The 24,389-nt window shown below is 71.7% G+C and carries 22 protein-coding genes; 7 read left to right on the top strand and 15 right to left on the bottom strand.

Annotation, left to right across the window (positions count from 1 at the left end; all coding sequences use genetic code 11):
• Positions 1 to 19: 19 nt before the first annotated feature.
• Complete coding sequence (locus ACLJPY_RS13835) at positions 20 to 1,573, top strand: DUF4139 domain-containing protein (protein ID WP_410588661.1); 1,554 nt, start codon at positions 20 to 22, stop codon at positions 1,571 to 1,573.
• 34 nt (positions 1,574 to 1,607) lie between these two features.
• Here the strand turns inward: ACLJPY_RS13835 and ACLJPY_RS13830 are convergent, their stop codons facing one another.
• From ACLJPY_RS13830 to ACLJPY_RS13820, 3 genes are all read right to left on the bottom strand, one after another.
• Entirely contained in the window at positions 1,608 to 2,039 is a 432-nt protein-coding gene (locus ACLJPY_RS13830) for a CBS domain-containing protein (protein WP_410588659.1), read from the bottom strand.
• A gap of 102 nt (positions 2,040 to 2,141) precedes the next feature.
• Positions 2,142 to 2,588, bottom strand: coding sequence for a hypothetical protein (locus tag ACLJPY_RS13825; protein WP_410588657.1), 447 nt, complete (start codon positions 2,586 to 2,588; stop codon positions 2,142 to 2,144).
• Entirely contained in the window at positions 2,585 to 4,000 is a 1,416-nt protein-coding gene (locus ACLJPY_RS13820) for a PLP-dependent aminotransferase family protein (protein ID WP_410588655.1), read from the bottom strand. The genes ACLJPY_RS13825 and ACLJPY_RS13820 overlap by 4 nt, the downstream gene beginning before the upstream one ends.
• Before the next feature lie 77 nt (positions 4,001 to 4,077).
• On the opposite strand from ACLJPY_RS13820, the gene ACLJPY_RS13815 reads away from it, so the two are divergent.
• Positions 4,078 to 4,650, top strand: a complete 573-nt coding sequence (locus ACLJPY_RS13815) for a TIGR03086 family metal-binding protein (protein WP_410588654.1) — start codon at positions 4,078 to 4,080, stop codon at positions 4,648 to 4,650.
• Here ACLJPY_RS13815 and ACLJPY_RS13810 read toward each other — a convergent pair.
• Positions 4,643 to 5,620 (bottom strand): neutral zinc metallopeptidase, encoded by a 978-nt coding sequence (locus tag ACLJPY_RS13810; RefSeq protein ID WP_410588653.1) that lies wholly within the window; start codon positions 5,618 to 5,620, stop codon positions 4,643 to 4,645. The two genes, ACLJPY_RS13815 and ACLJPY_RS13810, sit on opposite strands and share 8 nt — an antisense overlap.
• Before the next feature lie 113 nt (positions 5,621 to 5,733).
• Between ACLJPY_RS13810 and ACLJPY_RS13805 the strand changes: the two genes are divergently transcribed.
• Positions 5,734 to 7,746: a prolyl oligopeptidase family serine peptidase gene (locus ACLJPY_RS13805; protein WP_410588651.1), complete on the top strand. Its 2,013-nt coding sequence runs from the start codon at positions 5,734 to 5,736 to the stop codon at positions 7,744 to 7,746.
• Here ACLJPY_RS13805 and ACLJPY_RS13800 read toward each other — a convergent pair.
• Positions 7,736 to 8,050, bottom strand: coding sequence for a DMT family transporter (locus tag ACLJPY_RS13800; RefSeq protein WP_410588649.1), 315 nt, complete (start codon positions 8,048 to 8,050; stop codon positions 7,736 to 7,738). The genes ACLJPY_RS13805 and ACLJPY_RS13800 overlap by 11 nt on opposite strands.
• Positions 8,038 to 8,184: a hypothetical protein gene (locus ACLJPY_RS13795; protein ID WP_410588647.1), complete on the bottom strand. Its 147-nt coding sequence runs from the start codon at positions 8,182 to 8,184 to the stop codon at positions 8,038 to 8,040. Before ACLJPY_RS13795 ends, ACLJPY_RS13800 begins: the two co-directional genes overlap by 13 nt.
• A gap of 77 nt (positions 8,185 to 8,261) precedes the next feature.
• On the opposite strand from ACLJPY_RS13795, the gene ACLJPY_RS13790 reads away from it, so the two are divergent.
• Complete coding sequence (locus tag ACLJPY_RS13790; RefSeq protein WP_410588646.1) at positions 8,262 to 8,807, top strand: TetR/AcrR family transcriptional regulator; 546 nt, start codon at positions 8,262 to 8,264, stop codon at positions 8,805 to 8,807.
• Here the strand turns inward: ACLJPY_RS13790 and ACLJPY_RS13785 are convergent.
• From ACLJPY_RS13785 to ACLJPY_RS13765, 5 genes are all read right to left on the bottom strand, one after another.
• Positions 8,804 to 9,544 (bottom strand): ferritin-like domain-containing protein, encoded by a 741-nt coding sequence (locus tag ACLJPY_RS13785; protein WP_410588644.1) that lies wholly within the window; start codon positions 9,542 to 9,544, stop codon positions 8,804 to 8,806. The genes ACLJPY_RS13790 and ACLJPY_RS13785 overlap by 4 nt on opposite strands.
• A 64-nt stretch (positions 9,545 to 9,608) precedes the next feature.
• Complete coding sequence (locus ACLJPY_RS13780) at positions 9,609 to 10,268, bottom strand: hypothetical protein (RefSeq protein ID WP_410588642.1); 660 nt, start codon at positions 10,266 to 10,268, stop codon at positions 9,609 to 9,611.
• 108 nt (positions 10,269 to 10,376) lie between these two features.
• Entirely contained in the window at positions 10,377 to 14,264 is a 3,888-nt protein-coding gene (locus tag ACLJPY_RS13775; protein WP_410588640.1) for a vitamin B12-dependent ribonucleotide reductase, read from the bottom strand.
• Positions 14,265 to 14,294: 30 nt separating this feature from the next.
• On the bottom strand, positions 14,295 to 14,789 hold the full coding sequence (nrdR, locus tag ACLJPY_RS13770) for a transcriptional regulator NrdR (RefSeq protein WP_103351568.1): 495 nt from the start codon (positions 14,787 to 14,789) through the stop codon (positions 14,295 to 14,297).
• 278 nt (positions 14,790 to 15,067) lie between these two features.
• On the bottom strand, positions 15,068 to 15,541 hold the full coding sequence (locus tag ACLJPY_RS13765) for a LysM peptidoglycan-binding domain-containing protein (RefSeq protein ID WP_410588639.1): 474 nt from the start codon (positions 15,539 to 15,541) through the stop codon (positions 15,068 to 15,070).
• Between the two features lie 360 nt (positions 15,542 to 15,901).
• Between ACLJPY_RS13765 and lexA the strand changes: the two genes are divergently transcribed.
• Positions 15,902 to 16,561, top strand: coding sequence for a transcriptional repressor LexA (lexA, locus tag ACLJPY_RS13760; RefSeq protein ID WP_410589203.1), 660 nt, complete (start codon positions 15,902 to 15,904; stop codon positions 16,559 to 16,561).
• A gap of 73 nt (positions 16,562 to 16,634) precedes the next feature.
• Here the strand turns inward: lexA and ACLJPY_RS13755 are convergent, their stop codons facing one another.
• Genes ACLJPY_RS13755 through ACLJPY_RS13745 form a run of 3 tightly spaced genes read right to left on the bottom strand, consistent with a single transcriptional unit; the run spans position 16,635 to position 19,695 of the window.
• Positions 16,635 to 17,654 carry a hypothetical protein gene (locus ACLJPY_RS13755; protein WP_410588638.1) on the bottom strand — a complete coding sequence of 340 codons (1,020 nt, stop codon included), beginning with the start codon at positions 17,652 to 17,654 and terminating at the stop codon, positions 16,635 to 16,637.
• A 52-nt stretch (positions 17,655 to 17,706) separates the two neighbouring features.
• Complete coding sequence (hflX, locus tag ACLJPY_RS13750; protein WP_410588636.1) at positions 17,707 to 19,149, bottom strand: GTPase HflX; 1,443 nt, start codon at positions 19,147 to 19,149, stop codon at positions 17,707 to 17,709.
• A gap of 42 nt (positions 19,150 to 19,191) precedes the next feature.
• Positions 19,192 to 19,695 (bottom strand): ArsR/SmtB family transcription factor, encoded by a 504-nt coding sequence (locus ACLJPY_RS13745; protein ID WP_410588635.1) that lies wholly within the window; start codon positions 19,693 to 19,695, stop codon positions 19,192 to 19,194.
• A gap of 63 nt (positions 19,696 to 19,758) precedes the next feature.
• Between ACLJPY_RS13745 and ACLJPY_RS13740 the strand changes: the two genes are divergently transcribed.
• Together ACLJPY_RS13740 and valS are read left to right on the top strand one after the other, a co-directional pair.
• Positions 19,759 to 21,012, top strand: coding sequence for an MFS transporter (locus ACLJPY_RS13740; protein ID WP_410588633.1), 1,254 nt, complete (start codon positions 19,759 to 19,761; stop codon positions 21,010 to 21,012).
• Between the two features lie 9 nt (positions 21,013 to 21,021).
• Positions 21,022 to 23,535 (top strand): valine--tRNA ligase, encoded by a 2,514-nt coding sequence (gene valS / locus ACLJPY_RS13735; RefSeq protein ID WP_410588632.1) that lies wholly within the window; start codon positions 21,022 to 21,024, stop codon positions 23,533 to 23,535.
• A 22-nt stretch (positions 23,536 to 23,557) separates the two neighbouring features.
• Here the strand turns inward: valS and dapF are convergent, their stop codons facing one another.
• Positions 23,558 to 24,385: a diaminopimelate epimerase gene (gene dapF / locus ACLJPY_RS13730; RefSeq protein WP_410588630.1), complete on the bottom strand. Its 828-nt coding sequence runs from the start codon at positions 24,383 to 24,385 to the stop codon at positions 23,558 to 23,560.
• Positions 24,386 to 24,389: the final 4 nt, after the last annotated feature.

Here is a 24,389-nt window from a genome sequence, read left to right as displayed (position 1 = left end):
AGCGACTAACGTCGGAGGCATGCCCACCGTCGAAGCGCCGATCGCCGCCGTCACCGTCTACCCGCAGCAGGCGCGGATCACCCGCCGGGGCCGGGCCCCGCTCGACGGCGGGCCGCGGTTCACCTTCGCCGGGCTCCCGCCCGCGCTCGACCCCGCTTCGGTGCGCGTCACCGGCACCGGACCCGCGCTGATCACCGGCGTCGACGTCCGCACCGAGTGGCACGCCGCCCCCGCCGACGCGGCCTTGGAGGCGCTCGTCGAGCAACGACGTGCCGACCAGGCCACGCTCGACGGCGTCGTGGACGACGAAGCCGCCGAGACGATGAAGGTGGATCTGCTGACTTCGCTCGCGAAGCGCAGCGGCGGCAGCTTCGCGAAGGCTCTCGCCGCGGGCACCGCCGAGCCTTCGCGCGTCGCGGAAGTGACGGACGCGCTGAGCGCGCGGCTGGCCGCCGCGTTGAAGGCGCGGCGGGTGCTGAGCGAGCGGGTCGCGCGGCTGCGCGAGGACCTCGCCGCGCTCGACCGGCGGATCGAAGCGCACGGCGCGCAGGCCGGGCGCGACAGCACGTCGGTGGTCGTGGAGCTGGAGGTTTCGGACGCCACCGCGGAAGCCGAGCTGGAACTGTCCTATGTGGTCGCCGGGGCGAGCTGGGAGCCGGGCTACGACGTCCGCGTGCGCGGCACCGAGGTCACCGTGGTGTCGTACGGACTGGTCAGCCAGTACACGGGCGAGGACTGGCCGGAGTGCGAGCTGGCGCTGTCGACGGCCCGGTCGGCGGTGTCGGTGGTGGTGCCGGAACTTTCGCCCTGGTACCTGGACCGCGTCCACCCGGTCCCGGCGGCTCCGGGCGCGGCGTACGGCGCGGCGGCCGGCGGGATCCCCGAAGCCGCGCGCATGGTCCGGCTGTCCGCGGCACCGGCGATGGCACCGAAGGTGGCGTCGGTCGAGCAGGGCACGACGGCGGTCACCTACCGGCCTTCGCGCCCGGTCGCGGTGCCGTCGGGCGCTCAGGGGCACCGGACGACGCTGGCACAGCTTTCGCTCACGGCTTCGCTCGGGTACGTCACCGCGCCGGTGCTGGCGGAGGAGGCGTACTTGCGCGCCAAGGTGGAAAACACGTCGGAGCAGGCCCTGCGGCCGGGCCGGGCGTCGGTGTTCCACGACGCGGAGTTCGTCGGGACGACGATGCTCGAACCGTGGGCGCCCGGGGAGGAACTGGAGCTGGCGCTGGGGGTGGACGACCGGATCCGGGTGGAGCGGGAACTGGTCCGCCGCACGGCTTCGAAGGCGACGCTGTCCGGGCAGAAGCGGCGTGAGGCGGAGTACCGCGTTTCGGTCGGGAACCACGGACCGCGTCCGGCGGAGGTGACGGTGCTGGACCAGGCGCCGGTTTCGCGGGACGACGCGATCACGGTGAAGGACGTGAAGACTTCGCCGGAGCCGGCGGAGACCTCGGAACTGGGCGAGTACACGTGGAAGCTGGCCTTGGCGCCCGGGGAAACCAAGACCGTGACGCTGTCCTACCGGGTGGATGTCGCCAAGGGCGTGGAGCTGTCGGGCTGGCGGGAGTAGCGGCTCGCCCGGAGGCGGGCGAGCCGCCCGGCCACTACCCCTGGGAGATGTAGGCCTGCAGCTGTTCCTGGCTGTGCTCCAGCTCTTCCATCCGGTTCTTCACGACGTCCCCGATGGACACGATCCCGGCCAGCCGCCCGTCGGCGAGGACCGGGACGTGGCGGATGCGGCGTTCGGTCATCAGGATCGACAGCTGGTCCACCGAGTCGTCCGGGCTGCAGCTCGCCACCAGTTTCGTCATGATCTCCGACACCGGGCCGTCCAGCAGCGCCGGGCCGTGTTCGTTCAGGCGCCGAACGACGTCGCGTTCGGAGACGATTCCGGCGATCGAACCGTCCGGGGCGACGACCACCATCGCGCCCACGTTGTGGTCGGCCAGTCCGGTCAGCAGCGTGGTCACCGTCGTCTCGGGGGTGACCGTCGCGACCGCCGACCCCTTCTTGCGCAGCAGATCCGCAATCCGCATGGCGATCCTTCCCGTCGGTGAGCTGGATCACCACAGGTTAGGGCTCCCCGGCGCCCCGCGAAAGTCCGGCAAACGGGGCGTCTTGGTGGTATGGGAACCGGTTCAGCCCAGGCGTTCGGCCAAGCCGTCCAGCGCCAGCCGGATTCCGGCCGCGTAGTCGTCGTCGCCCAGGGCGGCCAGGCGCGCGCGGGCCAGCGCCAGCTGTTCGCGGGCCGCCGTCAGGTCGCCGAGCTTGCGGTAGTCCTCGCCGAGGTTCAGGTGCAGCGACGGGTAGAACCCGCGCACGGCCAGGGACGAGTGGTGCTGCCGGGCCCGCGAGTCGGTCAGCGAGTCGGCCGCGGCCAACGCCCGCAGGTCCCACTCGAGTTCCTCGGCCGGGTCGTCGCAGACGTCGGCCATGTGGTGGGCCAGTGCGACGCGGTGCAGCGGGTCGCCGTCGTCGCCGATCGAGGCCCACAGCGTCGCGAAGGTGGCGTACGCGCCGGCGCGGTCGCCGCCGATGTGCTGCCGCAGACCGGCGTCGATCGCCACCATCACGTCGTCGGTCATGCCGCTCCTCCGTCCGCCAGCGCCCGCAGCCGGGCCAGCCCGGGCTCGATCCGCCCGGCCGCGACCGCACCGTAACCGAAGACGAGACCGTGCCGCCGCTCCCCCGCCCCGAAGTCCCCCAGCGAGTACAGCCGCACCCCGCGACGGCGGGCGGCGCGGACGAGCGGGCCGAGGTCGGCGGCCGAAGTCGCGCTCAGGTGCAGGCCCGCCGTCGACGGCAACGGCGTCAGGAAGTCCGCGAAGTCGCGGGCGAGCACCGCGGACAGCGTCTCGTGCCGGGAGCGGTAGATCTTCCGCATCCGCCGGACGTGCCGGGCGAAGCCGCCTTCGGCCATGAACGCCGCCAGCGCCGCCTGCTCGACGTTCGGCGCGTGCCAGTCGGTGAGGTAGCGGGCCTTGACCAGTGCGGGCACCAGCGACGGCGGCGCGATGAGGAAACCCAGCCGCAAGGCGGGCAAAAGCACCTTCGAGAACGAGCCGACGTACACCACGCGGCCCCGGGAATCCAGGCTGTGCAAGGGTTCCAGCGGCCGCCCGGTGTAGCGGAACTCGGTGTCGTAGTCGTCCTCGACGAGCACGGCGTCGGTGCGCTCGGCCCAGTCGAGCAGCTCGAGACGGCGCTCCAGCGACATCGCCAGGCCGAGCGGGTACTGGTGCGACGGCGTCACGTACACCAGCCGCGTCCCCGCCGGGATGGCGTCGACGACGATCCCGGCCGCGTCCACCGGCACCGGCGCGACCCGGACCCCGCGCGCGCCGAGCACCAGCCGCGGCGGCGGGTACCCGGGGTCCTCGACGGCGGCGAGATCGCCGGTTCGCAGCAGCACGCGGGCGACGAGGTCGGTGGTCTGCTGGGCGCCCGCGGTGACGACGACCTGGGCCGCATTCGCCCGGACATCGCGGGACACGCCGACGTGCCGCGCGATCTCCTCCCGCAGCGCCGCCAGTCCCTGCGGGTCGCCGTAGGTCATCAGGTCGGCCTGGCCGGCCCGCAGCCGCTGCGTGACCAGCCGCCGCCAAGTGTCGAAGGGGAACAGCGAAAGGTCGGGGACACCCGGCCGGAAGTCGAACTCCGGCGCCGGGGCGAAGGGCGCGGGTGGCGGCGGGACGGCGGCCCACTCCGGGAGCGGCTGCACGCCCGGGCCGTCCGGAACCGCCGGTGGGCGGTCCGCCGGGGAAGGGGTGACGAACGTGCCCGCGCCGATGCGGCCGGTGAGGAACCCCTCGGCGGTGAGCCGGTCGTAGGCCGCGCTGACCGTCGTCCGGGAGACCGCCAGCCGCTGCGCGAGCTCGCGGGTGGGCGGCAGGGCCTCGCCGGGCCGGATCCGGCCGGCCAGGATCGCCGCGCGCAGCTGCCGGTAGATCGCGTCGCGGTGACCGCGCGTCCCGGTCAGGTCGATGTGGACGTCCACGGATCCAGATTGGCACACCGGAAGAGGGCCGGCTTTGGCACTTCTCGTGGTCCGCTCCGCCGCCTAGCGTGCCCGGTATGGATCTCCGCGAACTCGACCGCCGCACCCTGCTCGTCCTCGACAAGCTCGTCGCCGGGGTGACCCCCGCCGACCTCGCCCGTCCGACCCCGTGCGACGGCTGGACGCTCGCCGATCTGCTGCGCCACCAGGTCAGCGAGAACCACGCCTTCGCGACGGCGGCCCGTGAAGGCTCGGCGCCGGACTGGGACGCCGGCGTGCTGGGCGACGACGCCTACGCCGCGTACCGGGCGTCCGTCGACGACTTCCTCGACGCCTTCGCCGACGACGCCGTGCTCGAACGGCAGCTCACGATCAACCACTTCGGCACGTTCCCCGGCCCGATCGCCGCGCACATGCACCTGGTCGACACGGTCGCGCACGGCTGGGACCTGGCCCGCGCGCTCGGCCTGCCCTACGAGCCGGACGCCGAAGCCGTGCACGTCGCCCTGCAGCTCGCCGAGCGGATCCCGGACGAGGGCCGGGAGCAGAACGGCTCGTTCGCCCACCGCGTCCCGGTGCGCGCCGGCGCCGGCGAGCTCGACCGGTTCCTCGCGCTCCTCGGCCGCGATCCCGCCTGGACCCTCAGCTGACCTCAGCCGCCGGCACGCTCCACGTGTCGCACGCCTTCGTGGCCTTGCCGTCGTAGCCGGCCTTCGCCCAGGACAGCTGGTGCTCGCGGGAGCCGTGGGTGTCGCTGTCGTTGGCGCGGCCGTAGTCGGCGACCGCGGCGTTGGCCAGCGACCGGCTGATCGCACCCGTGCCGGCGACGGCGGTCAGGAACAGCGCGCCGAAGCAGTTCGCCTGCAGCTCGATCCGGCGCACGAGCTCCTTGTCGGCCGCGCTGTCCTCGTCCGGCGAGGTCATCTTGTCCGCCGCCGCGGACAGGATGCCGCTCTCGCGCTGCACGTGGTGGCCGTATTCGTGGGCGATCGTGGCGATGTGGCGGGCCTTGTTGAGCCCGGCGTCCGACAGCATCCAGTCGGTCGGGGCGTAGATCGTCGTGTCGCCGCCGCAGTAGTAGGCGACCGCTTCGTTCTCCGTCGGCGCCGCGCCGCACGAGCTGTGCTCCGGCAGCGTCACCGACACGGTGGCGGTCAGCGTCGGCTCGTTCGCCTTCGCCAGCGCCGGGCGCCACGACTGCTCCAGGCAGCTGACGAGCGCGCCGTAGTAGGCCTTGAGCTGTTCGGGCGCCCGGCCGAGGTCGGGCAGGGTGCAGGTGGCCGGGCCGGGGCTGATGCCGGAGCCGAGCAGCGGGTTGCGCGCCAGTTCGGGCACGGCCTTGGGGGTCTTGCCGGTGCCGCCGTACGCCCGGCCGGTGCCGGCGCCCTGGGCGGCGAGCGCGCGGCCGTCGACCCGGTGCGGGATGGTGGCGGCGATCAGGGAAAAGGCCACCACGACGATCAGGACCCCGCTGACCGCACCCCAGAACCGCGTGCGCGGCGGCGCGATCGGCACGGGCGGGGCGGCGGCCCAGCCGGGCGCCCACGGGTTCGGCTCCGGCGCCCACGCGGGTTCCGGTGGCCGGGCCGGACCCGGCCACGGCGGTTCGGCGTCGTTCACGGTCTCCCCCTGCTGTGTGGCACCAGCATACGGACCACCCGCAGGGCAGGGATCACGAAACGAAAACGCCACCGGGTGGCCGCGGAGGCGCCGTCCGGGCGAGACTGAACGGCATGAGTGTCGAGGACCCTTACCTGTGGCTGGAAGACGTGACCGGCGACGACGCGCTCGGCTGGGTGCGCGCCCGCAACGACGAGACGCTGGCCGAGCTGACCACCGGGGCGCGATTCGCCGAACTGCGCGACGAGCTGCGCGAGGTGCTCGACGCCGACGACCGGATCCCGTACGTGCGCCGCCGCGGCGAGTTCTACTACAACTTCTGGCAGGACGCGAGCCACCCGCGCGGCCTGTGGCGGCGGACGACGCCGGAGTCCTACCGGCAGGCCGAGCCCGAGTGGGAGCTGCTGCTCGACGTCGACGCGCTGGCCGAGGCCGAGGGCGAGAACTGGGTCTGGCAAGGCGCGGCCGTGCTCAAGCCGGACTACCGGCGCGGGCTGGTCGAGCTGTCCCGCGGCGGCGCGGACGCCACGGTCGTGCGCGAGTTCGACCTCGACGCGCACGCATTCGTCGAAGACGGCTTCACGGTCGGCGAAGCGAAGACGCGGATCGGCTGGATCGACGAGGACCGCGTCTACATCGGAACGGACTTCGGCCCGGGTTCGCTGACCAGCTCCGGGTACCCGCGGCTGGCCAAGGAGTGGCGCCGCGGCACGCCGCTGTCGGAAGCCGTCACGGTCTTCGAGGGCAAGCCCGACGACGTCTCGATCGGCGCGTCCCACGACCCGACCGAAGGCTTCGAACGCGACTTCGTCCGGCGCTCGATCGACTTCTACCGCTCGGAACTGCACCTGAGGACGTCCGAAGGGCTGGTCAAGATCGACGTCCCGGACGACGCGAGCGCGTCCCTGCGCCGCGAATGGCTGCTGGTGCGGCCGCGCACGGCGTGGACCGTCGGCGGCACCGAACACCCGGCGGGCTCGCTGATCGCCATCCGCTTCGACGCCTTCCTGGCCGGCGACCGGGACTTCACCACGCTCTTCACGCCCGACGAGCACACCTCGCTCGAGTACTGGGCCTGGACGCGCCACCACCTGCTCCTCGGCACGCTGCGCGACGTCCGCAGCGAGCTGCGCACCCTCACGCCCGGCCCGGACGGCTGGACCGAAGAGCCACTGGCGGGCGGCCCGGAGTTCGGCAGCGCGGACATCTTCGACACCGACCCCGACGTCAGCGACGAGTACCTGATCGACTCCAGTGGCTTTCTGCAGCCGTCGACGTTGAGCTTCGGCCGTGTCGGCGAAGAGGTCGAAGTGCTGAAGCAGGCTCCGGCGTTCTTCGACGCTTCGGGCATGAGCGTGGCGCAGTACTTCGCGACGTCGGAGGACGGCACGAAGATCCCGTACTTCGTCGTCCGGCCCTCCGGCGCCGAGGGCGGCCCGGCGCTGCTGACCGGCTACGGCGGCTTCGAGGTTTCCCTGACGCCGTCCTACAGCGGCATGATCGGCCGCGGCTGGCTGGCCCGCGGCGGCACGTACGTCGTCGCGAACATCCGCGGCGGCGGCGAGTACGGGCCCGGCTGGCACACCCAGGCCATCAAGGCCGAGCGCCGCCGCGTGTACGAGGACTTCGCCGCGGTGGCCGCGGACCTGGTGGAACGCGGCATCACGACGCCGGAAAGGCTCGGGATCCAGGGCGGCAGCAACGGCGGTCTGCTGATGGGCGTCATGCTGACGCGCTACCCGGAGCGGTTCGGCGCGATCGTCAGCCAGGTGCCGCTGCTGGACATGCGCCGCTACCACCTGCTGCTGGCCGGCGCGTCCTGGATGGCCGAGTACGGCGACCCCGACGACGCCGCGGAGTGGGAGTTCATCTCGGAGTACTCCCCGTACCAGAACGTCTACAGTGGACGCAGCTATCCGCCGTCGCTGTTCGTGACCTCGACGCGCGACGACCGCGTGCACCCCGCCCACGCCCGCAAGATGGTGGCGCGGATGCGTGAGCAGGGGCACGACGTCCGGTATCACGAGAACATCGAAGGCGGCCACGGCGCCGCGGCGGACAACGAGCAGCTGGCGTTCAAGTGGGCGCTGGTCTTCGAGTTCCTGTGGGAGCAGCTCACGAAGTGACCCGCGCGAGCACGACGCCGCCGACGATCAGGGCCAGCGCGGCCACCCGGCCGACGCTCAGCGGGTCCTTGTTGACGACGACGCCGAGCACGATCGCGCCGACGGCACCGATCCCGGTGAACACCGCGTAGGCGGTGCCCACCGGGACGGTGTTCATGGCGCGCGACAGCAGGTAGACCGCGGCGGCGCCGAGCACGAAGCAGAGCAGCGTCGGCCACGGCCGGGTGAAGTTCTCCGTCGGCTTGATGCTCTGCGACCAGGCGATCTCGACGAGCCCGGCGAAGACGAGCGTCACCCAGCCCATCGGATCGCCTTGAGGGCGGCCGGGATCGAGAAGTAGATCCGGGTGCCCGGCCAGCCGGCGGCGTACCGGGCGGAGAGCTCACGGGAGAACGACGAGCGGCGGGCACTGGAGTCGAGGTGCAGCAGGTGGGGCACGATTTCCTCCTCAAGTGGACGCGTTGTCCACTTGAGCTAACTGGACGTCTCGTCCGGTTATTCCCTAGGCTGGCACCATGCCCGAACGCGCCGACGCGGCCCGCAACCGCGCGAAGATCCTCGCGGCGGCCGAGGAGCTGTTCACCGCCCGCGGCGCGGCGGACGTGACGATGGAGGACATCGCCCGCGCGGCCGGCGTCGGCCGCGGAACGCTGTACCGCCGCTACCCGGACCGGGCCTCGATCGCCGTGGCGTTGCTGGACGAGCACGAGCGCCGCCTGCAGGAGACGCTGCTGCGCGGCGACCCGCCGCTGGGCCCGGGCGCGCCGCCGTCCGCCCGGCTCGCGGCGTTCTACGAGGCGATGGTGGCCCTGCTGGAGCGGCACGCGCCCCTGGTGCTGGGCACCGAGGTGGGCCATTCCCGGTTCACGACGGGCGCGTACGGGTTCTGGCGCACGCACGTCCGCGTCCTGGCGGAGGCGGCGGGCGCGCCGGACCCGGACGTTCTGGCCGACGTGCTGCTGGCCCCGCTGGCGCCGGAGCTGTTCCTGCACCAGCAGTCCCGCGGTGTGCCGGCGGAGCGGATCACCGCGGCCCTGCGGCAGCTGGCCGGCCTGCTTTAGAAGAGCCCGCGCGGCCGAGCGCGCTTCGGGACGTACGGCGCCTTCGGCTGCTCGCCGCGCGTGCGCGCGAGCGCGGCCTCGAAGGCGGTGAGCACGTCGGCGACGAAGACGAGCCGGCCGACGCCGAGGCGTCTCAAGGCGGCCCCGTGGTCCACGGCGACGGTGATCGCGACGCCGAGCAGCAGCACCCGCCAGGCGCCGAACACCGCCGCCCGTTTCGGGCGGTCCATGGCGCGGAAGGCGAGCTCCAGCCGGTGGCAGTGGAACGGCACGTGCCGCTCCTCGTCGGCGAGGATCCGCGCGGCGACCTGGGCGGCGAGCGGATCGGCGGCCCCGTCCCGCAGGGCCCGGTAGTACCGCAGCGCGACGACCTCGGCGATGAGCAGCACCATGAGCTCCAGCCGCAGCCCGAGCGCCCGCCGCAGCTTGACGAACACGGTGTCCGACCAGTGCCGCCCGAGGGTGCCCACCCCGCCGGCAGCCAGCAGCTCGGCCAGCATCCGGGCGTGGTTCTGCTCTTCGGCGACGAAGAGCTTCACGGCGGCGAGGTAAGTGTCGTTCCCGGCGGCCTTGGCGATGAGGTTGGCGCCGTCGCCGGCTTCGCCGACCTGGAACCGTTGAATGCTCTTCGCGACGTCGGGGTGGAGGTTCGCGCCCCGTTCCCACGGCGGGTCCGCGCGCTGCCTTCGGCGTTCGGCCTCGGTTTCGAAGTCGTGGAGCCAGTGTGCGTACGTCATCGGGTCGATGATGCCGTGGAGTTGTGGACCCGGTGGGCGGTTCCCGTGGAGATCCGGTGAAGGCTCACCAGTGCCGGGTGCAGCACTCGACGTGCAGCAGCGCCATCGGGTTCCGGCGCGGGTACGGGCTCCAGGGCCCGATGGCGATCTCCGCGCAGCAGTGCGCACCGGGCTCTTCGGCCAGGTGCGCGGGGCTGTCTTCGGCCAGGGACCGCACCGCCTCGCCCTCGAATCCGTACGCGGGCCGGCTGCCGGTGAGGAACAACGTGTCGGCGGCGATCCGCCAGTGGAGGTGGTCGCGGAACTCGCGGTGCCGGCGCGGGGTGTGGTCCACCGCCGGGAAAGCCCGCGGCGGCAGCGTCACCTTGTGCGGTGCGGGCGGGGACAGCCGCGCGCGCAGCCGCTTCCAGCGGGACACCGGGAAGCCGAGGCTGTGGTGCAACAGCACCAGATCGAGCGGCCGGCCCTCGGACTCGTCAGCGCAGCCCGGTGTGCTCGCGCGCAGCGGCAGGTGGACGATGCTGTGCGGCGATCTCGCCGCCAGCCACCACGCGCACGCGAGTTCCGCCGCCGCGGCCCGGTCGACCGACAGCTGAGCCCCGTAGCGCCGCTCGTGCAACGCGGCATGGGCGATCGGGCGCGCCGGACGGATGACCCGGTGGTCGCGGCCGTCCAGGCGGGCGGTGCTCACCAGCGTCCGCCACTCCCGGCCCGTCAGCTGCATCCGATGCCCCTCCCCCTCGGCGGCACGATAAGCGCCGAGGGGCCGGAAAGACCATCGAATTTCGCCGGCCGGACCGGACGGAAACCCGTCCGGCCCGGCCGGGAACCGTCAGCTGCAGCCGGAGGTCGCGCCGCAGCCTTCGCAGGCGTAGCACGAACCGGCCGGGCGCATCTTCGTTCCGCACGTCATGCAGAGCGGGGCGTCCGCTGCCTTGCCGAGGCGGAGCTCCATCAGCTCCGTTGTCGTCTGGGCTTCCCGGTGGGGGTGCTCCGGCTCCGCCACGTGCGGCTCCGGTGACGAGTCCACAGTGGACTGCAGCGCCTCGAGGTCGACCTTCGGGGTGCCGTAGGTGGCCTCGACCTCGGCCGACCGCTCGTCCGCCGAGAGGATGCCCAGCTGCGAGCGCTTTTCGTACGGCAGGTAGTCCAGGGCCAGCCTGCGGAACAGGTAGTCCATCACGCTCGTCGCGATGCGGATGTCCGGGTCGTCCGTCATGCCGGCCGGCTCGAAGCGCAGGTTGGAGAACTTCGAGACGTAGAACTCGAGCGGGATGCCGTGCTGCAGGCCGACCGAAATGGACATCGAGAACGCGTCCATCACGCCCGCCAGCGTCGAGCCCTGCTTCCCCAGCTTGACGAAGATCTCGCCGAGGCCGTCGTCCGGGTACGAACCCGCCGTCAGGTAGCCCTCCGCGCCGCCGACCGTGAACGAGACCGTCTGGCTCGGGCGCTTCTTCGGCAGGCGCTTGCGGACCGGCCGGTACTCGACGACCTTCTCCGGCTCGGCGGAGGCGACCTCCGAGGACTTCTTCGCCGTCGACAGCGGCTGGCCGACCTTGCAGTTGTCGCGGTAGATGGCCAGCGCCTTCAGGCCGAGCTTCCAGCCCTGGAAGTAGATCTCCTCGACCTCTTCGACCGTGGCCGACTCCGGCATGTTGACCGTCTTCGAGATCGCGCCCGAGAGGAACGGCTGCACCGCGGCCATCATCCGGACGTGCCCCATCGGCGCGATCGACCGCTCGCCGACCGCGCAGTCGAACACCTCGTAGTGCTCGGGCCGCAGCCCCGGCGCGTCGACGACGTGGCCGTGCTGGGCCACGTACTCGACGATCGCCTCGACCTGCTCGGTCGGGTAGCCCAGCGCCTCCAGCGCGCGCGGCACCGTCTGGTTGACGATCTGCATCGAGCCGCCGCCGACGAGCTTCTTGAACTTGACCAGCGAGAAGTCCGGCTCGATACCGGTCGTGTCGCAGTCCATCATGAAGCCGATGGTGCCGGTGGGGGCGAGCACCGACGCCTGCGCGTTGCGCCAGCCGTGCTTCGTGCCGATTTCGATGCCCCGCTGCCACTCCTGCGTCGCCAGCGCGCGGACCGCGGCGTCGTTCGAGTGGTAGGTGCGGACCAGTTCGTTCGCCGCCGCGTGCTTGCGCATCACGCGCTGGTGCGCTTCGGCGTTGCGCGCGTAGCCCTCGTACGCGCCGACGACCTGGGCCAGCTCCGCCGAACGCCGGTACGAAACGCCCGTCATCAGCGACGTGATCGCCGCCGCGAGCGCGCGGCCGCCGTCGGAGTCGTACGCGTGGCCGAGCGCCATCAGCAGCGCGCCGAGGTTGGCGTAGCCGATGCCGAGCTGGCGGAACTTCCGCGTGGTGTCGGCGATCGGTTCGGTCGGGAAGTCGGCGAAGCAGATGGAGACGTCCATCGCCGTGATGACGAACTCGACCGCGCGGGCGAACAGCGGCGCGTCGAACGTGCCCTCGCGCGTGACGAACTTGAGCAGGTTCAGCGACGCGAGGTTGCAGCTGGAGTTGTCCAGGTGCATGTACTCGCTGCACGGGTTCGACGCGGTGATCCGGCCCGACTCCGGGCAGGTGTGCCAGTCGTTGATCGTGCCGTCGTACTGGATGCCGGGGTCGGCGCACTCCCAGGCGGCCTGGGCCATCGTGCGGAACAGCTTCTTCGCGTCGGTGCGGTCGATGACCTCGCCGGTGAGCCGCGCGCGCAGGCCGAAGTCGGTGCCGTTCTCGACCGCCTGCATGAACTCGTCGGTCACGCGGACCGAGTTGTTCGCGTTCTGGTACTGCACCGAGGAGATGTCGGCGCCGGAGAGGTCCATGTCGAACCCGGCGTCGCGGAGGACCTTGATCTTCTCCTCTTCGCGGGCCTTGGTCTGGATGAACTCTTCGATGTCGGGGTGGTCGACGTCGAGCACGACCATCTTCGCCGCGCGCCGGGTGGCGCCGCCGGACTTGATGGTGCCCGCGGACGCGTCGGCGCCGCGCATGAACGAGACCGGCCCGGACGCGGTGCCGCCCGAGGTGAGCAGCTCCTTCGAAGAGCGGATGCGGGAGAGGTTGAGACCGGCGCCGGAGCCGCCCTTGAAGATCAGGCCCTCTTCGCGGTACCAGTTGAGGATCGACTCCATCGTGTCGTCGACGGCGAGGATGAAGCAGTTGTGAACCCGGAGGTTTCCGGAAAGGTACTCGCCGGATTCCGTCTGGATGTCGTAGACCGGCATTTCGCCCCGGCTCTCGATCCCGGCGATCTCCAGCCGCTTCCGCTCGTGAGCAGGCCGGCCGGGCTTTTCGAAGGACGCCTCGAGCTTCGCGGTCTTCACCGGATCGATGAAGCCGATTTCGTCCGCGAAGATCCGCCGATCACCGGCGTTCTGGATACGGATGCCCCAGAGGTCGTGCCGGTCCGGCCGCTTTTCCTCCTTGCGGCCCACCCGGGCGAAGATGCCGAACCGGGCCAGCAGCTGCTGGAGACCACGGACCAGGTTCTCGCCGATCATGTCCAGCGCGACCAAAGTGGACCGCTCCCGCGCGGAGACATAGCCCTCGGCCTGGAAGATGCTCCGCAGGTACGCGGCCACCACCGGAAGCGGAGCTGTGTACAGGAACTCCGGTACCTCCATGTCGACGCCGCGCGCACGCAAGCCCCAGGCGTTGACGAAGTTCTCCAGCACGTTGCCGTAGAGCCGGGTTCGGCGGCAGTCGAGGGTCTCGTCCTGGGTTTCGACGGCACGTTCGTGGCGGTGGACGTCCGGGAAGACGCGATCGAGCGCTGTCCGCACCCAGGCCAGCTCGGCGTCGTTCACGGTCATCGCTTCGATGGTGAGCGAACGGTTCGTCCCGTCGTACTGACCGACGAAGCCGTCCGACTGCAGCCAGCCCGCCAGCGCGGCTTCGGCGATGTCGGCTTCCCGGATCTCTTCCTCGCCGAACGCGCTGCGACGGTGCCATTCGAGCTGGTCTCCCACCCGCAGCTCGCCGGCGGGCACGAACTTCCCGCCACCCGCACTGGCCCGCCACACGAGGTGATCGGCCGTGACGTCGAGGACGTGACCCGACTTCGTCGTGACCCGCAGGACCTCCTTGATCCCGTTCGCCTTGGTGGCGACGACCTTGGTCAGCCCGTTCGCGTCGTAGACCTTGGCACCCACGGCGTCCAGCTCGACGAAACGGCCGATCGGGACGGCACCGCCGGGGGTGCTCACCAGTGCGTCGTACGGCTGGCACGCCGAGACCTGCTGCTTCGACGGCGTGCCGACGTTGAACCAGACCGGCGAGTTGAAGCTGAAGACCTGGTGCAGCAGCATCCAGGTGAGTTCGTGCTCGAAGATCTCGAGGTCCTGCGGCGTGGCGAAGTAGCCGTGGTCGCGCGCGGCCCGGACGTAGGTGTGCACGACCCGGTCGATGAGCTGCTTGAGGCTGCGCTCGCGCTGCGGGCTCCCGACGGCGCCGCGGAAGTACTTGCTGGTGACGATGTTGGTGGCGTTGACCGACCAGAAGCCGGGGAACTCGACGCCACGCTGCTCGAAGTTGACCGAGCCGTCGCGCCAGTTCGTCATGACGACGTCCCGCTGCTCCCAGGTGACCTGGTCGTACGGGTGCTGCCCCTCGGTCGTGAAGACGCGCTGGACGCTCAGCCCGCCGGCGGCCTTGCCTTTTTTGCCGGCGGCCGCGCGGGCCCCCGTTCCCACGGTTTCGGTCATCGGTTGAACCCTCTCCCGCAGCGGGACGGCTCAGTCGCCGTCTTCGCGCTGATCGCTCTCCTCCTGGGCAGCAGCCCCCGCCATGGCCTCACGCAGGTCGGCGATCTCCTTCTCGAAGTCTTCGACCGAGGAGAAGGAGCGGTAGACGCTGGCGAACCGGAGGTAGGCGACCCCGTCGAGCTCACGCAGCGGGCCCAGGATGGCCAGGCCGACCTCGTGGCTCGGGATCTCCGCCAGCCCGGCGGAGCGGATCGACTCCTCCACGCGCTGCGCGAGCTGCTGCAGCGCGTCGTCGTCGACCGGCCTGCCCTGGCAGGCGCGGCGGACGCCGCTCACCACCTTGTCCCGGCTGAACTGTTCGGTGACCCCGGACCGCTTGACGACGGCGAGCACCATCGTCTCCGACGTCGTGAACCGCCGTCCGCACGACGCGCACGAGCGCCGCCTGCGGATCGCCTGGCCTTCATCCACCTCTCGGGAGTCGACGACCCGAGAGTCCGCATGCCGGCAGAACGGGCACCTCATCCGCCGATCACCTTCCCCTCCGCGCCGGCCGCCCCGGTCGACGTCCCCGCGGCCACCACGCACCCCTGCGCATCTGGTGATCGTTTTGTGGACATCCGGTGGGTAAGAGCCGACCAGCTGTGGACAACTACTGTCCAGCCTACCCCAACCTGTGGACCAACTACAGCGGTGTAACTACTACATATAGCGGCGAAGGGTAGAACTCGAGCGGTGCGGGCGCAAGCGGCACGCCGGGCGCGATCCACGCCCGGGTGAGTGCGGTTGACGGCCCGCCCGGATCAGGGTGCGGAGGCGGCGATCGAGTCGGCGACCGGGACCGTGAGCGGCAGCCCCGGCACCAGCACGGCCTGGTCCAGGCGATTCAGCTCCTTGATGCGCGCGACAACCGCGCCAGGTTCACTGTCCGGCGCGAACCGAGCGGCCAGCGAAGAGAGCGTGTCGCCCTGGCCGACGGACACCGTCGCGGTCCGCGCCGGCACCGGGGCACCGGCGGACCCGCCGCCCAGAAAACCCAAACCGGTGATCATCAGGCAGCTCGCGACGGCCAGCCCGGCGAGCCACGGCCACCGCACCGGCACCCGCCGCGGCGCCGCACAGGGTGCGCCGGCCGGGCGGCGGCCCGCCACGACCCGCGCGCGCGTCGGCGGGCGGGGCACCTCGCCGCGGCGCCCGCGCAGGACGCGGACGGGACGGAGGGGCGCCGGGACCGGGGTCGCCGGGCGAACGTGTCCGCGTTCGGCCAGAATGGACATCCGAACCTCCTCGAAACCCTGTGTCCGCCCGTTTCCGGGGCCGGGAGCGGCCCGTGGATCAAGGTCGAACAGGCGTTCTATCGAACGCCCGTGCGAAGGTCTACCACCTGCCACCGACAAAATCGAGCGGACACGGCGTGTCGATCGAACAGATGTTTGAAATCGTCGTGCCCGGGGGCTAACGTCGGTGACCAGGGCATCTGCCGGGCAGATGCCGCCGGCGAGCGTGCCCGCAACCCCGCGGGCGGCGGCCGGCGCGCAGATACGTGCAGCGAACGTCTGGGAGGCGACGCAGTGGCGAAGGAGAACAAGGCGGGCAGGACCAGCGGGTCCCCCGGCGGCTCGGGCAAGGTGCACGCCATGCCCGAGGTGTACGACGTGGACGAGACCCTCACCGTCCGCCAGCAGCAGGTCCTCGACGTGATCCGCTCGTGGGTGAGCCGGTTCGGCTACCCGCCGAGCGTCCGGGAGATCGGCGAGGCGGTCGGGCTGACGTCGACGTCGTCGGTCTCGCACCAGCTGCGCGCGCTGCAGCGCAAGGGCTACCTGCGCCGGGACGCGAACCGGCCGCGCGCGGTCGGCGTCCTCTCGGCGACCGACGACAACCCCATGGGCATCGAGATGGACCAGCAGCCGGTCATGCCGAAGGCGGCGTACGTGCCGCTGGTCGGCCGGATCGCCGCCGGTAGCCCGGTGCTGGCCGAGCAGGCCATCGAGGACGTCTTCCCGCTGCCGCGGGAGATCGTCGGCGAGGGCGAGCTGTTCCTGCTGAAGGTCACCGGCGATTCGATGGTCGACGCGGCCATCACCGACGGCGACTGGGTGGTGGTCCGCCAGCAGCCGGACGCGGACAACGGCGAGATCGTCGCGGCGATGATCGACGGCGAGGCCACGGTCAAGACGTTCAAGCGCAAGGACGGCCACATCTGGCTGATGCCGCACAACGAGGCGTACGACCCGATCCCGGGCGACGACGCGACGGTGCTCGGCAAGGTCGTCGCTGTTCTGCGACGCCTCTAGGAGATCCCGGGCTTTCGCACGGCCCGGAAATCTTCACCGGATCGGATGATCTTCGGCCGTGGGGGAGCCGAGATCAGCGGCGGGTTCGGCGGCGCAGCTTGCGGAAGCCGAACCAGCCGAGACCGACCACCGCGAGCGTGATCCCGGCGGCAGGCAGGACGGGGAGCCCGGCCCCGTCCCCCGCCGAGCCGGAGGACGCGCTCGTGCCGGTCGAGGTCGTTCCCTCCGCCGGTGCGCCGGACTGCGCGGCCGATGCCGCCGCGCCCCGCACCGCGCGGAGGGGCTGGCCCACGCCCTCGCTGCCGGAAAGCAGCGTCCCGTCGGGGTCGAACGCGATCGCCTCGCCCTGCTTCTCGCCCGGCAGCGGGATCCGGACCGGATTTCGCTGCAGTGCAGCGAGGACGTCGCCGTCGGGAGCGGCGTACAGGTAAGCGTCGGTGTACGTGCGCAGCGCCACCACCGTGCCGTCGGCCGTCGAAGCTCCGCCCGTCACCAGGACCGAGCCGATCGAGCCCACCGGGCCGCCCTGGGTGTCCGTCGTGGCGATCTTCACCGTGCCGACCTTCTCCAGCGGCGTCGGTCCAGGGCTGGCCAGCGGCCCCGAAGGCCGGTACACGCGGGCCTCGCCGAGGATGTCCTTGGTGATCAGGTACGGCGTGCCCGCCTTGTCCATGATCAACGCTTCGGTGTCGTGCTGGCCGTCCGGGTACGTGAGCCGGTGCAGCGTCACCTTGCCCTGCGGGTTCAGCTCCAGCAGGGCGACCGTCAGCCGCCCCTTCTTGTTGTCGCCGGTGTCGGACAGCCACAACGTCCCGTCGGACGTGCGGGCCAGGTCCTCGACGTCGAACGGGTCGGTCTTCTCGGTGAGGACCTTCTGCACCTTGCAGTCCCGGCCGAGCACGAACACCTGGACCTTGCTGCCGCCGTCGTTGATCGCGTACAGCTGCGAGCCGTCGGAGACCAGGCCGGACAGCTCGCCGATCCGGGGGTCCTTCACCGTGCACAACGGCTCCGGAACCGGAGCCGCCGAAGCAGGCACAGGGGTGGCGAGCACCCCCACGAACACCGCCGCGACCGCGACCACCCAGCGCACCCAGCCACCTCCGTAGTGTGCGACCTCTGCGGCCGCACACTACGGAGACGTCTCAGGCCCCGGTCGAGTTGGTCTCGTACTCGCGCAACGCCGCCGCGAGGTCCGGGCGGACCCGCACCAGCAGGCGCGTGCCCTCCTCGGCGTGCTCCTCCTCGAGCACTTCGCCGTCCGCGTGCGCCCGCGCGACGAGCTCGCCGCGCGAATAGGGCACGAGGACGTCGACCGTGACCTCCGGGCGCGGCAGGCGCTCGGCGATCACCTCGACGAGCTCCGCGATGCCGGCGCCGGTCCGGGCCGAAACCTGGACCGAACCGGCCAGCGCGTGCCGCAGCCGGGCCAGGCTGACCTCGTCGGACGCGTCGGTCTTGTTGATCACCAGCAGCTCCGGCGGCAGCGGCTCCTTGCGCTTGCGCGTGATCTCGCCGAGCACCTCGCGCACCGCGCTGACCTGCTCTTCGGGCGCCGGGTCGGACCCGTCCACCACGTGCACGAGCAGGTCCGCGTCCGCGGCCTCCTCCAGCGTCGAGCGGAACGCGTCCACCAGCTGGTGCGGCAGGTGCCGCACGAACCCGACGGTGTCGGTCAGCGTGTAGCCGCGGCCGTCCGGCGTCTGCGCGCGCCGGGTGGTCGGGTCGAGGGTGGCGAACAGCGCGTCCTCCACCAGCACCCCGGCCCCGGTCAGCGCGTTGAGCAGGCTCGACTTGCCGGCGTTGGTGTAGCCGACGATCGCCACGCTGGGCACCTCGTTGGCCAGCCGCCGCCCGCGCTTGGTCTCGCGGATGGTGTCCATGGCCGCGATCTCCCGGCGCAGCTTCGCCACGCGCTTGTTGATCCGCCGCCGGTCGGTCTCGAGCTTGGTCTCACCGGGACCACGCAAGCCCACGCCGCCGTTCGCGCCGCCGGCGCGGCCACCGGCCTGCCGGGACAGCGACGTACCCCACCCGCGCAGCCGCGGGATCAGGTACTGCAGCTGGGCCAGCTCGACCTGCGCCTTGCCCTCCTTGGACCAAGCGTGCTGGGCGAAGATGTCGAGGATCAGGGCGGTCCGGTCGATCACCTTGACCTTGACCTTCTCCTCGAGCTGCCGCAGCTGGCCCGGCGAGAGCTCGCCGTCGCAGATCACGGTGTCGGCGCCGGTGGAGCCGACGATGTCCCGCAGCTCCCGCACCTTGCCCGAGCCGATGTAGGTGGCCGGGTCCGGCTTGGTCCGCCGCTGGATGAGGCCTTCGAGGACCTCCGAGCCCGCCGTCTCGGCCAGGCGCGCCAGCTCGGCCAGCGACGCCTCGGACTGCAGGGCCGTGCCCTCGGTCCACACGCCGACCAGCACGACGCGCTCGAGCCGCAGTTGCCGGTACTCGACCTCGGTGACGTCGTCCAGCTCCGTGGACAGTCCCCTGACCCGGCGCAGCGACGCGCGGTCCTCGAGTTCCATCTCGCCGGTCGACGGGTCGTACAGGTCGTCGTCGTGGTCTTCGGTGTGTGTCAGTTCTGTCATCGTGCCTCCATGTTCCCACGATTCGCCGCGGGAACCGAACTTTTACGTGCTGGGATAGGTGGCGAGGTAGATCGCGGTGCGCTCGGCGCCGGGACGGCGTGGGCGCGCGCGGAACTCCTCGAACAGGGCGTTGAGCCGGTTTTCCAGCTCCGCCTGCTCCTCGGGGGCCACCTGGACGACGAGGCGCGTCTGGTGCACGCCTTCGAATCCGGTCTCGGCGATCTCGGCCAGATACGCCTCGAGCATCGCCTGGTCCAAGCCCTTGTCACCGCATGAGTCGAGTGTCCACGAAAGCCCCGTCGAAAGATACGGAATTTCCCGGGCGCCCCGGGCTCCGCGGCGCGGGGGCTGCGCGGCGAGGAAGCCGGTCTCGACGAGCTTGCGCACGTGGTGCAGGGTCGTCGCGGGGTCCCGGCCCAGCCGCCTCGCCAGCTCCTTGTTCGTCAGCGCCTCCGAGAAGGTCAACCGGATGATGCGCAGCCGTATTCCGGAGGCCAGCGCGGCGGCCTCGGCTTCGGTCGCGGGGCGTCGTTTCCCATCGGGCACGCGCACAGCCTAGAACGAACAGTGATTGACACTTTCCAATCACTCGGGCCACACTCGGGGACCATGCACAGGGGGTCACTCTTCCGCCACGCGGACTTCAGACGGCTGTGGGCCGGTGACACGGCCAGCCAGTTCGGCACGTTCGTCGGCAACACCGCCATCCCGCTGCTCGCGGCCGTGACGCTGGCCGCGACGCCGTTCGAGATGGGCCTGCTGACCGCGGCCGAGACGGCCGCGTTCCTGCTGATCGGGCTGCCCGCCGGGGTCTGGGTCGACCGGCTGAGCCGCCGCCGCGTCATGCTCACCGCCGACTTCACCCGCTTCGGGCTGCTGCTGACCGTACCGCTGGCCTGGTGGGCCGGGGTGCTGACGTTCGTCCAGCTGCTGGTGGTCGTGCTGGTCACCGGCATGGCGACGGTGTTCTTCGACATCGCCTACCAGTCGTACCTGCCTTCGCTCGTCGGCCGGGAACACCTCCTGGAGGGCAACACGAAGCTGCAGGCCGTCCAGTCGACCGCGCAGATCGCCGGGCCGAGCGCCGCCGGCGTGCTGGTGCAGCTGGTGACCGCGGCCAACACCGTGCTCGTCACCAGCCTCGGCTTCCTCACCTCGGCGCTGTGCCTGCTGCGCATCCGGACGCGGGAACCCGAGCCGGACCGCGGGAGCCGGCCCCGGCTGCTCCCGCAGATCGCCGAAGGACTGCAGTTCGTCTTCTCCGACAGCCCGTTGCGCGCCATCGTCGGCACGACCGCGACCGCGAACTTCTTCAACGCGGCGCTCGCCGCCGTGCAGGTGCTGTTCCTGACGCGGGTCGCGGGCCTCCCGCCGGCCGCGATCGGCGTGCTGCTGGCGGCCGGCGGCGCGGGCGGGATCCTCGGCGCGCTGAGTTCGGGCGTGCTGACCCGCCGCATCGGGCAGGCGCGAGCGATCTGGCTGGTGCCGCTGTTCACGCTGCCCGGGCACCTGCTGCTCCCGCTCACCGCGCCGGACTGGCGGTTCGGGCTCGCTCTGCTGGGCGAAGCCGCCGCCGGCTTCGGGATCATCGTCTACAACGTCGCGCAGGTGTCGTACCGGCAGGCGATCTGCCCGGACCGGCTGCTCGGCCGGATGAACGCGAGCGTGCGGTGCGTCGTCTGGGGCACGATGCCGCTCGGTGGCCTGCTGGGCGGCGGCCTCGGCGAGTGGCTCGGCCTGACCGGCGCGATCTGGGTGGCGGTGGCCGGCGAGACCGCCGCGGTGGTCTGGGTGCTCTGGTCGCCGCTGCGGCGCATGCGCGACCTGCCGACCGAGGCGAAAAGCGATTCCGCCGCCGCCTAGAGTTGCTTCATGAATACTCCATACGAGCGCCCGCGAGTCCCGGACAAGGTCGGTGTCGACGGTCTGGAGGCCAAGTGGGTACCCGTATGGGAATCCACCGGTGCCTACCGCTTCGACCGGACGAAGACCCGGGACGAGGTCTATTCGATCGACACTCCCCCGCCGACGGTCAGCGGGTCGCTGCACATCGGGCACGTCTTCTCCTTCACCCAGACCGATGTCGTCGCGCGGTTCAAGCGGATGCGCGGGTTCGAGGTCTTCTACCCGATGGGCTGGGACGACAACGGCCTGCCGACCGAACGCCGGGTGCAGAACCACTTCGGCGTCCGCTGTGAGCCCTCGCTGCCCTACGACCCGGAGTTCCGGCCGCCGGAAAAGCCGGGCAAGGACGTCGTCGCGATTTCGCGGCGCAACTTCGTCGAGCTGTGCGAATCCCTGACCGTGACCGACGAAAAGGCGTTCGAACAGCTGTGGCGGCAGCTCGGGCTCTCGGTCGACTGGACGATGACCTACCAGACGATCGGCCACGACTCACGGCTGATCTCCCAGCGCGCGTTCCTGCGCAACCTCGACCGCGGCGAGGCCTACCAGGCCGAAGCCCCGACGCTGTGGGACGTCAGCTTCCGCACCGCCGTCGCCCAGGCCGAGCTGGAGGACCGCGAACGCCCGGGCGCGTTCCACGACCTCGCGTTCACCGGACCGGACGGCGCCGACGTCGTGATCGCGACGACCCGGCCGGAGCTGCTGCCCGCGTGCGTCGCGCTGGTGGCGCACCCCGACGACGAGCGCTTCGAGCCGCTGTTCGGCAAGACCGTGCGGACGCCGCTGTTCGGCGTCGAGGTGCCCGTCGTGGCGCACCACCTGGCCGACCCGGAAAAGGGCCGCGGGATCGCGATGGTGTGCACGTTCGGCGACACCACCGACGTCACCTGGTGGCGCGAGCTGCGGCTGGCCACCCGGGTGGTGCTGGGCCGCGACGGCCGGTTCCTGCCCGACGCGCCGCCCGGGGTGCCGTCGGACGCCTACGCGCCGCTGGTGGGCAAGACCGTCCACACGGGACGCGAGATCATGGTGCGCCTGCTGCGCGAAGCCGGCGCCCTGCAGGGTGAACCGCAGCCGATCACGCACTCGGTGAAGTTCTACGAAAAAGGCGACAAGCCGCTGGAGATCGTCGCCAGCCGGCAGTGGTACCTGCGCAACGGCGGGAACGACTCCGCGTTCCGCGAGAAGATGCTGGCTCGCGGCGAAGAGCTGGACTGGGTGCCGAAGCACATGCGCGTCCGGTACTCGTCGTGGGTGGAGAACCTGGCCGGCGACTGGCTGATCAGCCGTCAGCGGTTCTTCGGCGTGCCGATCCCGCTCTGGTACCGCCTCGACGCCGGCGGCGAGCCGGACTACGACGCCCGCCTGCTGCCGGCCACGCTTCCGGTCGACCCGAGCAGCGACGTCCCGCCCGGGTTCACCGAGCAGCAGCGCGGCGTGCCGGGCGGGTTCGCCGCCGACCCCGACGTGATGGACACGTGGGCGACGTCGTCGCTCACGCCGCAGATCGTCGGCCGGTGGAGCCTCGACGACGACCTGTTCTCGCGCGTCTTCCCGATGGACCTGCGGCCGCAGGCGCACGAGATCATTCGCACCTGGTTGTTCTCGACGGCGGTGCGCGCGGAACTGGAGCACGGCGTGCTGCCGTGGCGGGCGGCGGCGATCGCGGGCTGGGTGCTCGACCCGGACCGCAAGAAGATGTCGAAGTCGATCGGCAACGTGATCACCCCGCTGGACCTGCTCGAGCGCTTCGGCTCGGACGCCGTCCGGTACTGGGCGGCGAGCGCGCGCCCGGGCGTCGACACGGCGGTGGACGAAGGCCAGATGAAGGTCGGCCGCCGGCTGGCGACGAAGCTGCTCAACGCGAGCCGCTTCGTGCTGGGCCTGGGCGTGCCGGCCCCGGACGCGGTGGCCACCGAACCGCTGGACCGGGCGCTGCTCGCGTCGCTCGCCGTCGTCACCGAGCAGGCGACAGCGGCGCTGGAAGCGCTGGACTACGCGCGGGCGCTGCAGGTGACCGAGACGTTCTTCTGGACGTTCTGCGACGACTACGTCGAGCTGGTGAAGGGCCGCGCGTACGGCGACCGGGGTCCGGAAGCGGCCCGGTCCGCGCAGGCGGCGCTGGTGACGGCGCTCTCGGCGCTGCTGCGGCTGTTCGCGCCGTTCCTGCCGTTCGCGACCGAGGAAGTCTGGTCGTGGTGGCGGCCCGGGTCCGTGCACCGGGCCGGCTGGCCGCCGGTCGCGGAGTCCGGCGGTGATCCGGAGCTGCTGGCGCTCGCGAGCCAGGTGATCGCGGCGGTGCGCCGCGCGAAGACCGACGCGAAGGTGTCGATGCGCACAGCGGTGGCGAGCCTCACCGTGACCGGCCCGGCGGACGTGCTGGCGCGGTTCCGGGAGATCGAGCCGGACGTCCGCACCGCGGGGACGATCTCGGACGTCACGACCCGCGAAGGCGGCTTCGCCCTCGACGCGAAGGTCTGAGGACGGTGGACCGCCGCCCCGGTCAGGAACCGGCGGCGGTCCACCAGGCTTCGTCGAGCTCGCCGCGGGCGACGATCTCGGCGGGCCCGGACAGCGTGGACGCGCCCCGGGAGACCGTCACCTCGACGCGGCCACCCGGGACGTCGACCGCGGACGCGCCCGTGTCGGTGCCGGCCAGGTGGAACGCGGCCGCCACCGCGGCGACCGTGCCGGTGCCGCAGGCGCGGGTCTCGCCCACCCCGCGCTCGTGCACGCGCATCCGCAGCGCGTCCTCGCCGAGGCGGTTGACGAACTCGAGGTTGACCCCGTGCGGGAAGACGTCGTGGTCGAAGTCGGGCTGCTCGCGCAGGTCGAGCTCCGCCACGTCGTCGTCGAGCAGCGACACCAGGTGCGGGTTGCCGACGTCGACCGCCACGCCGGAGAACGGGCGGCCGGCCACCACCGTGACCGACGTCCCGGTGATCGTCGCCGGTCCCATGTGGACGGTGACGGAGCGGTCGGGGTGCACCACCACCGGGCGGTCGCCCGCGCGGGTGCCGACGACGAACTCGCCCTCGGCGGCCAGGCCCGCGTCGACCAGGTACCGGGCGAACACGCGCACGCCGTTGCCGCACATCTCCGCGATCGACCCGTCGGCGTTGCGGTAGTCCATGAACCACTCGCCCGCGGACGGCTGGTCGAGCGCGGCGGCGCGGACGACGCGCAGCACGCCGTCGGCCCCGAGGCCGCGCCGGCGGTCGCACAACGCGGCGACCCTCGCCCCGGTCAGCTCGAGGCGGCCCGCCGGATCGGGGAGCAGCACGAAGTCGTTCTGCGTGCCGTGCCCCTTGAGGAACTCGATTCCGCCCATGGGT

Origin of the sequence: Amycolatopsis sp. lyj-23, assembly GCF_046549135.1 — a bacterium.
In the GTDB taxonomy this organism is placed as follows: domain Bacteria; phylum Actinomycetota; class Actinomycetes; order Mycobacteriales; family Pseudonocardiaceae; genus Amycolatopsis.
Note: the sequence above shows the minus strand (reverse complement) of the source record. Positions and strands in the feature narration are given on the sequence as shown.

Excerpts from the sequence above, each read along its gene's own strand:
- ACLJPY_RS13835 (WP_410588661.1), top strand. The coding sequence starts at position 20 with ATGCCCACCGTCGAAGCGCCGATCGCCGCCGTCACCGTCTACCCGCAG.
- ACLJPY_RS13830 (WP_410588659.1), bottom strand. The coding sequence starts at position 2,039 with ATGCGGATTGCGGATCTGCTGCGCAAGAAGGGGTCGGCGGTCGCGACG.
- ACLJPY_RS13825 (WP_410588657.1), bottom strand. The coding sequence starts at position 2,588 with ATGACCGACGACGTGATGGTGGCGATCGACGCCGGTCTGCGGCAGCAC.
- ACLJPY_RS13815 (WP_410588654.1), top strand. The coding sequence starts at position 4,078 with ATGGATCTCCGCGAACTCGACCGCCGCACCCTGCTCGTCCTCGACAAG.
- ACLJPY_RS13805 (WP_410588651.1), top strand. The coding sequence starts at position 5,734 with ATGAGTGTCGAGGACCCTTACCTGTGGCTGGAAGACGTGACCGGCGAC.
- ACLJPY_RS13800 (WP_410588649.1), bottom strand. The coding sequence starts at position 8,050 with ATGGGCTGGGTGACGCTCGTCTTCGCCGGGCTCGTCGAGATCGCCTGG.
- ACLJPY_RS13790 (WP_410588646.1), top strand. The coding sequence starts at position 8,262 with ATGCCCGAACGCGCCGACGCGGCCCGCAACCGCGCGAAGATCCTCGCG.
- ACLJPY_RS13785 (WP_410588644.1), bottom strand. The coding sequence starts at position 9,544 with ATGACGTACGCACACTGGCTCCACGACTTCGAAACCGAGGCCGAACGC.
- ACLJPY_RS13780 (WP_410588642.1), bottom strand. The coding sequence starts at position 10,268 with ATGCAGCTGACGGGCCGGGAGTGGCGGACGCTGGTGAGCACCGCCCGC.
- ACLJPY_RS13775 (WP_410588640.1), bottom strand. The coding sequence starts at position 14,264 with ATGACCGAAACCGTGGGAACGGGGGCCCGCGCGGCCGCCGGCAAAAAA.
- nrdR (WP_103351568.1), bottom strand. The coding sequence starts at position 14,789 with ATGAGGTGCCCGTTCTGCCGGCATGCGGACTCTCGGGTCGTCGACTCC.
- ACLJPY_RS13765 (WP_410588639.1), bottom strand. The coding sequence starts at position 15,541 with ATGTCCATTCTGGCCGAACGCGGACACGTTCGCCCGGCGACCCCGGTC.
- lexA (WP_410589203.1), top strand. The coding sequence starts at position 15,902 with ATGCCCGAGGTGTACGACGTGGACGAGACCCTCACCGTCCGCCAGCAG.
- hflX (WP_410588636.1), bottom strand. The coding sequence starts at position 19,149 with ATGACAGAACTGACACACACCGAAGACCACGACGACGACCTGTACGAC.
- ACLJPY_RS13740 (WP_410588633.1), top strand. The coding sequence starts at position 19,759 with ATGCACAGGGGGTCACTCTTCCGCCACGCGGACTTCAGACGGCTGTGG.
- valS (WP_410588632.1), top strand. The coding sequence starts at position 21,022 with ATGAATACTCCATACGAGCGCCCGCGAGTCCCGGACAAGGTCGGTGTC.
- dapF (WP_410588630.1), bottom strand. The coding sequence starts at position 24,385 with ATGGGCGGAATCGAGTTCCTCAAGGGGCACGGCACGCAGAACGACTTC.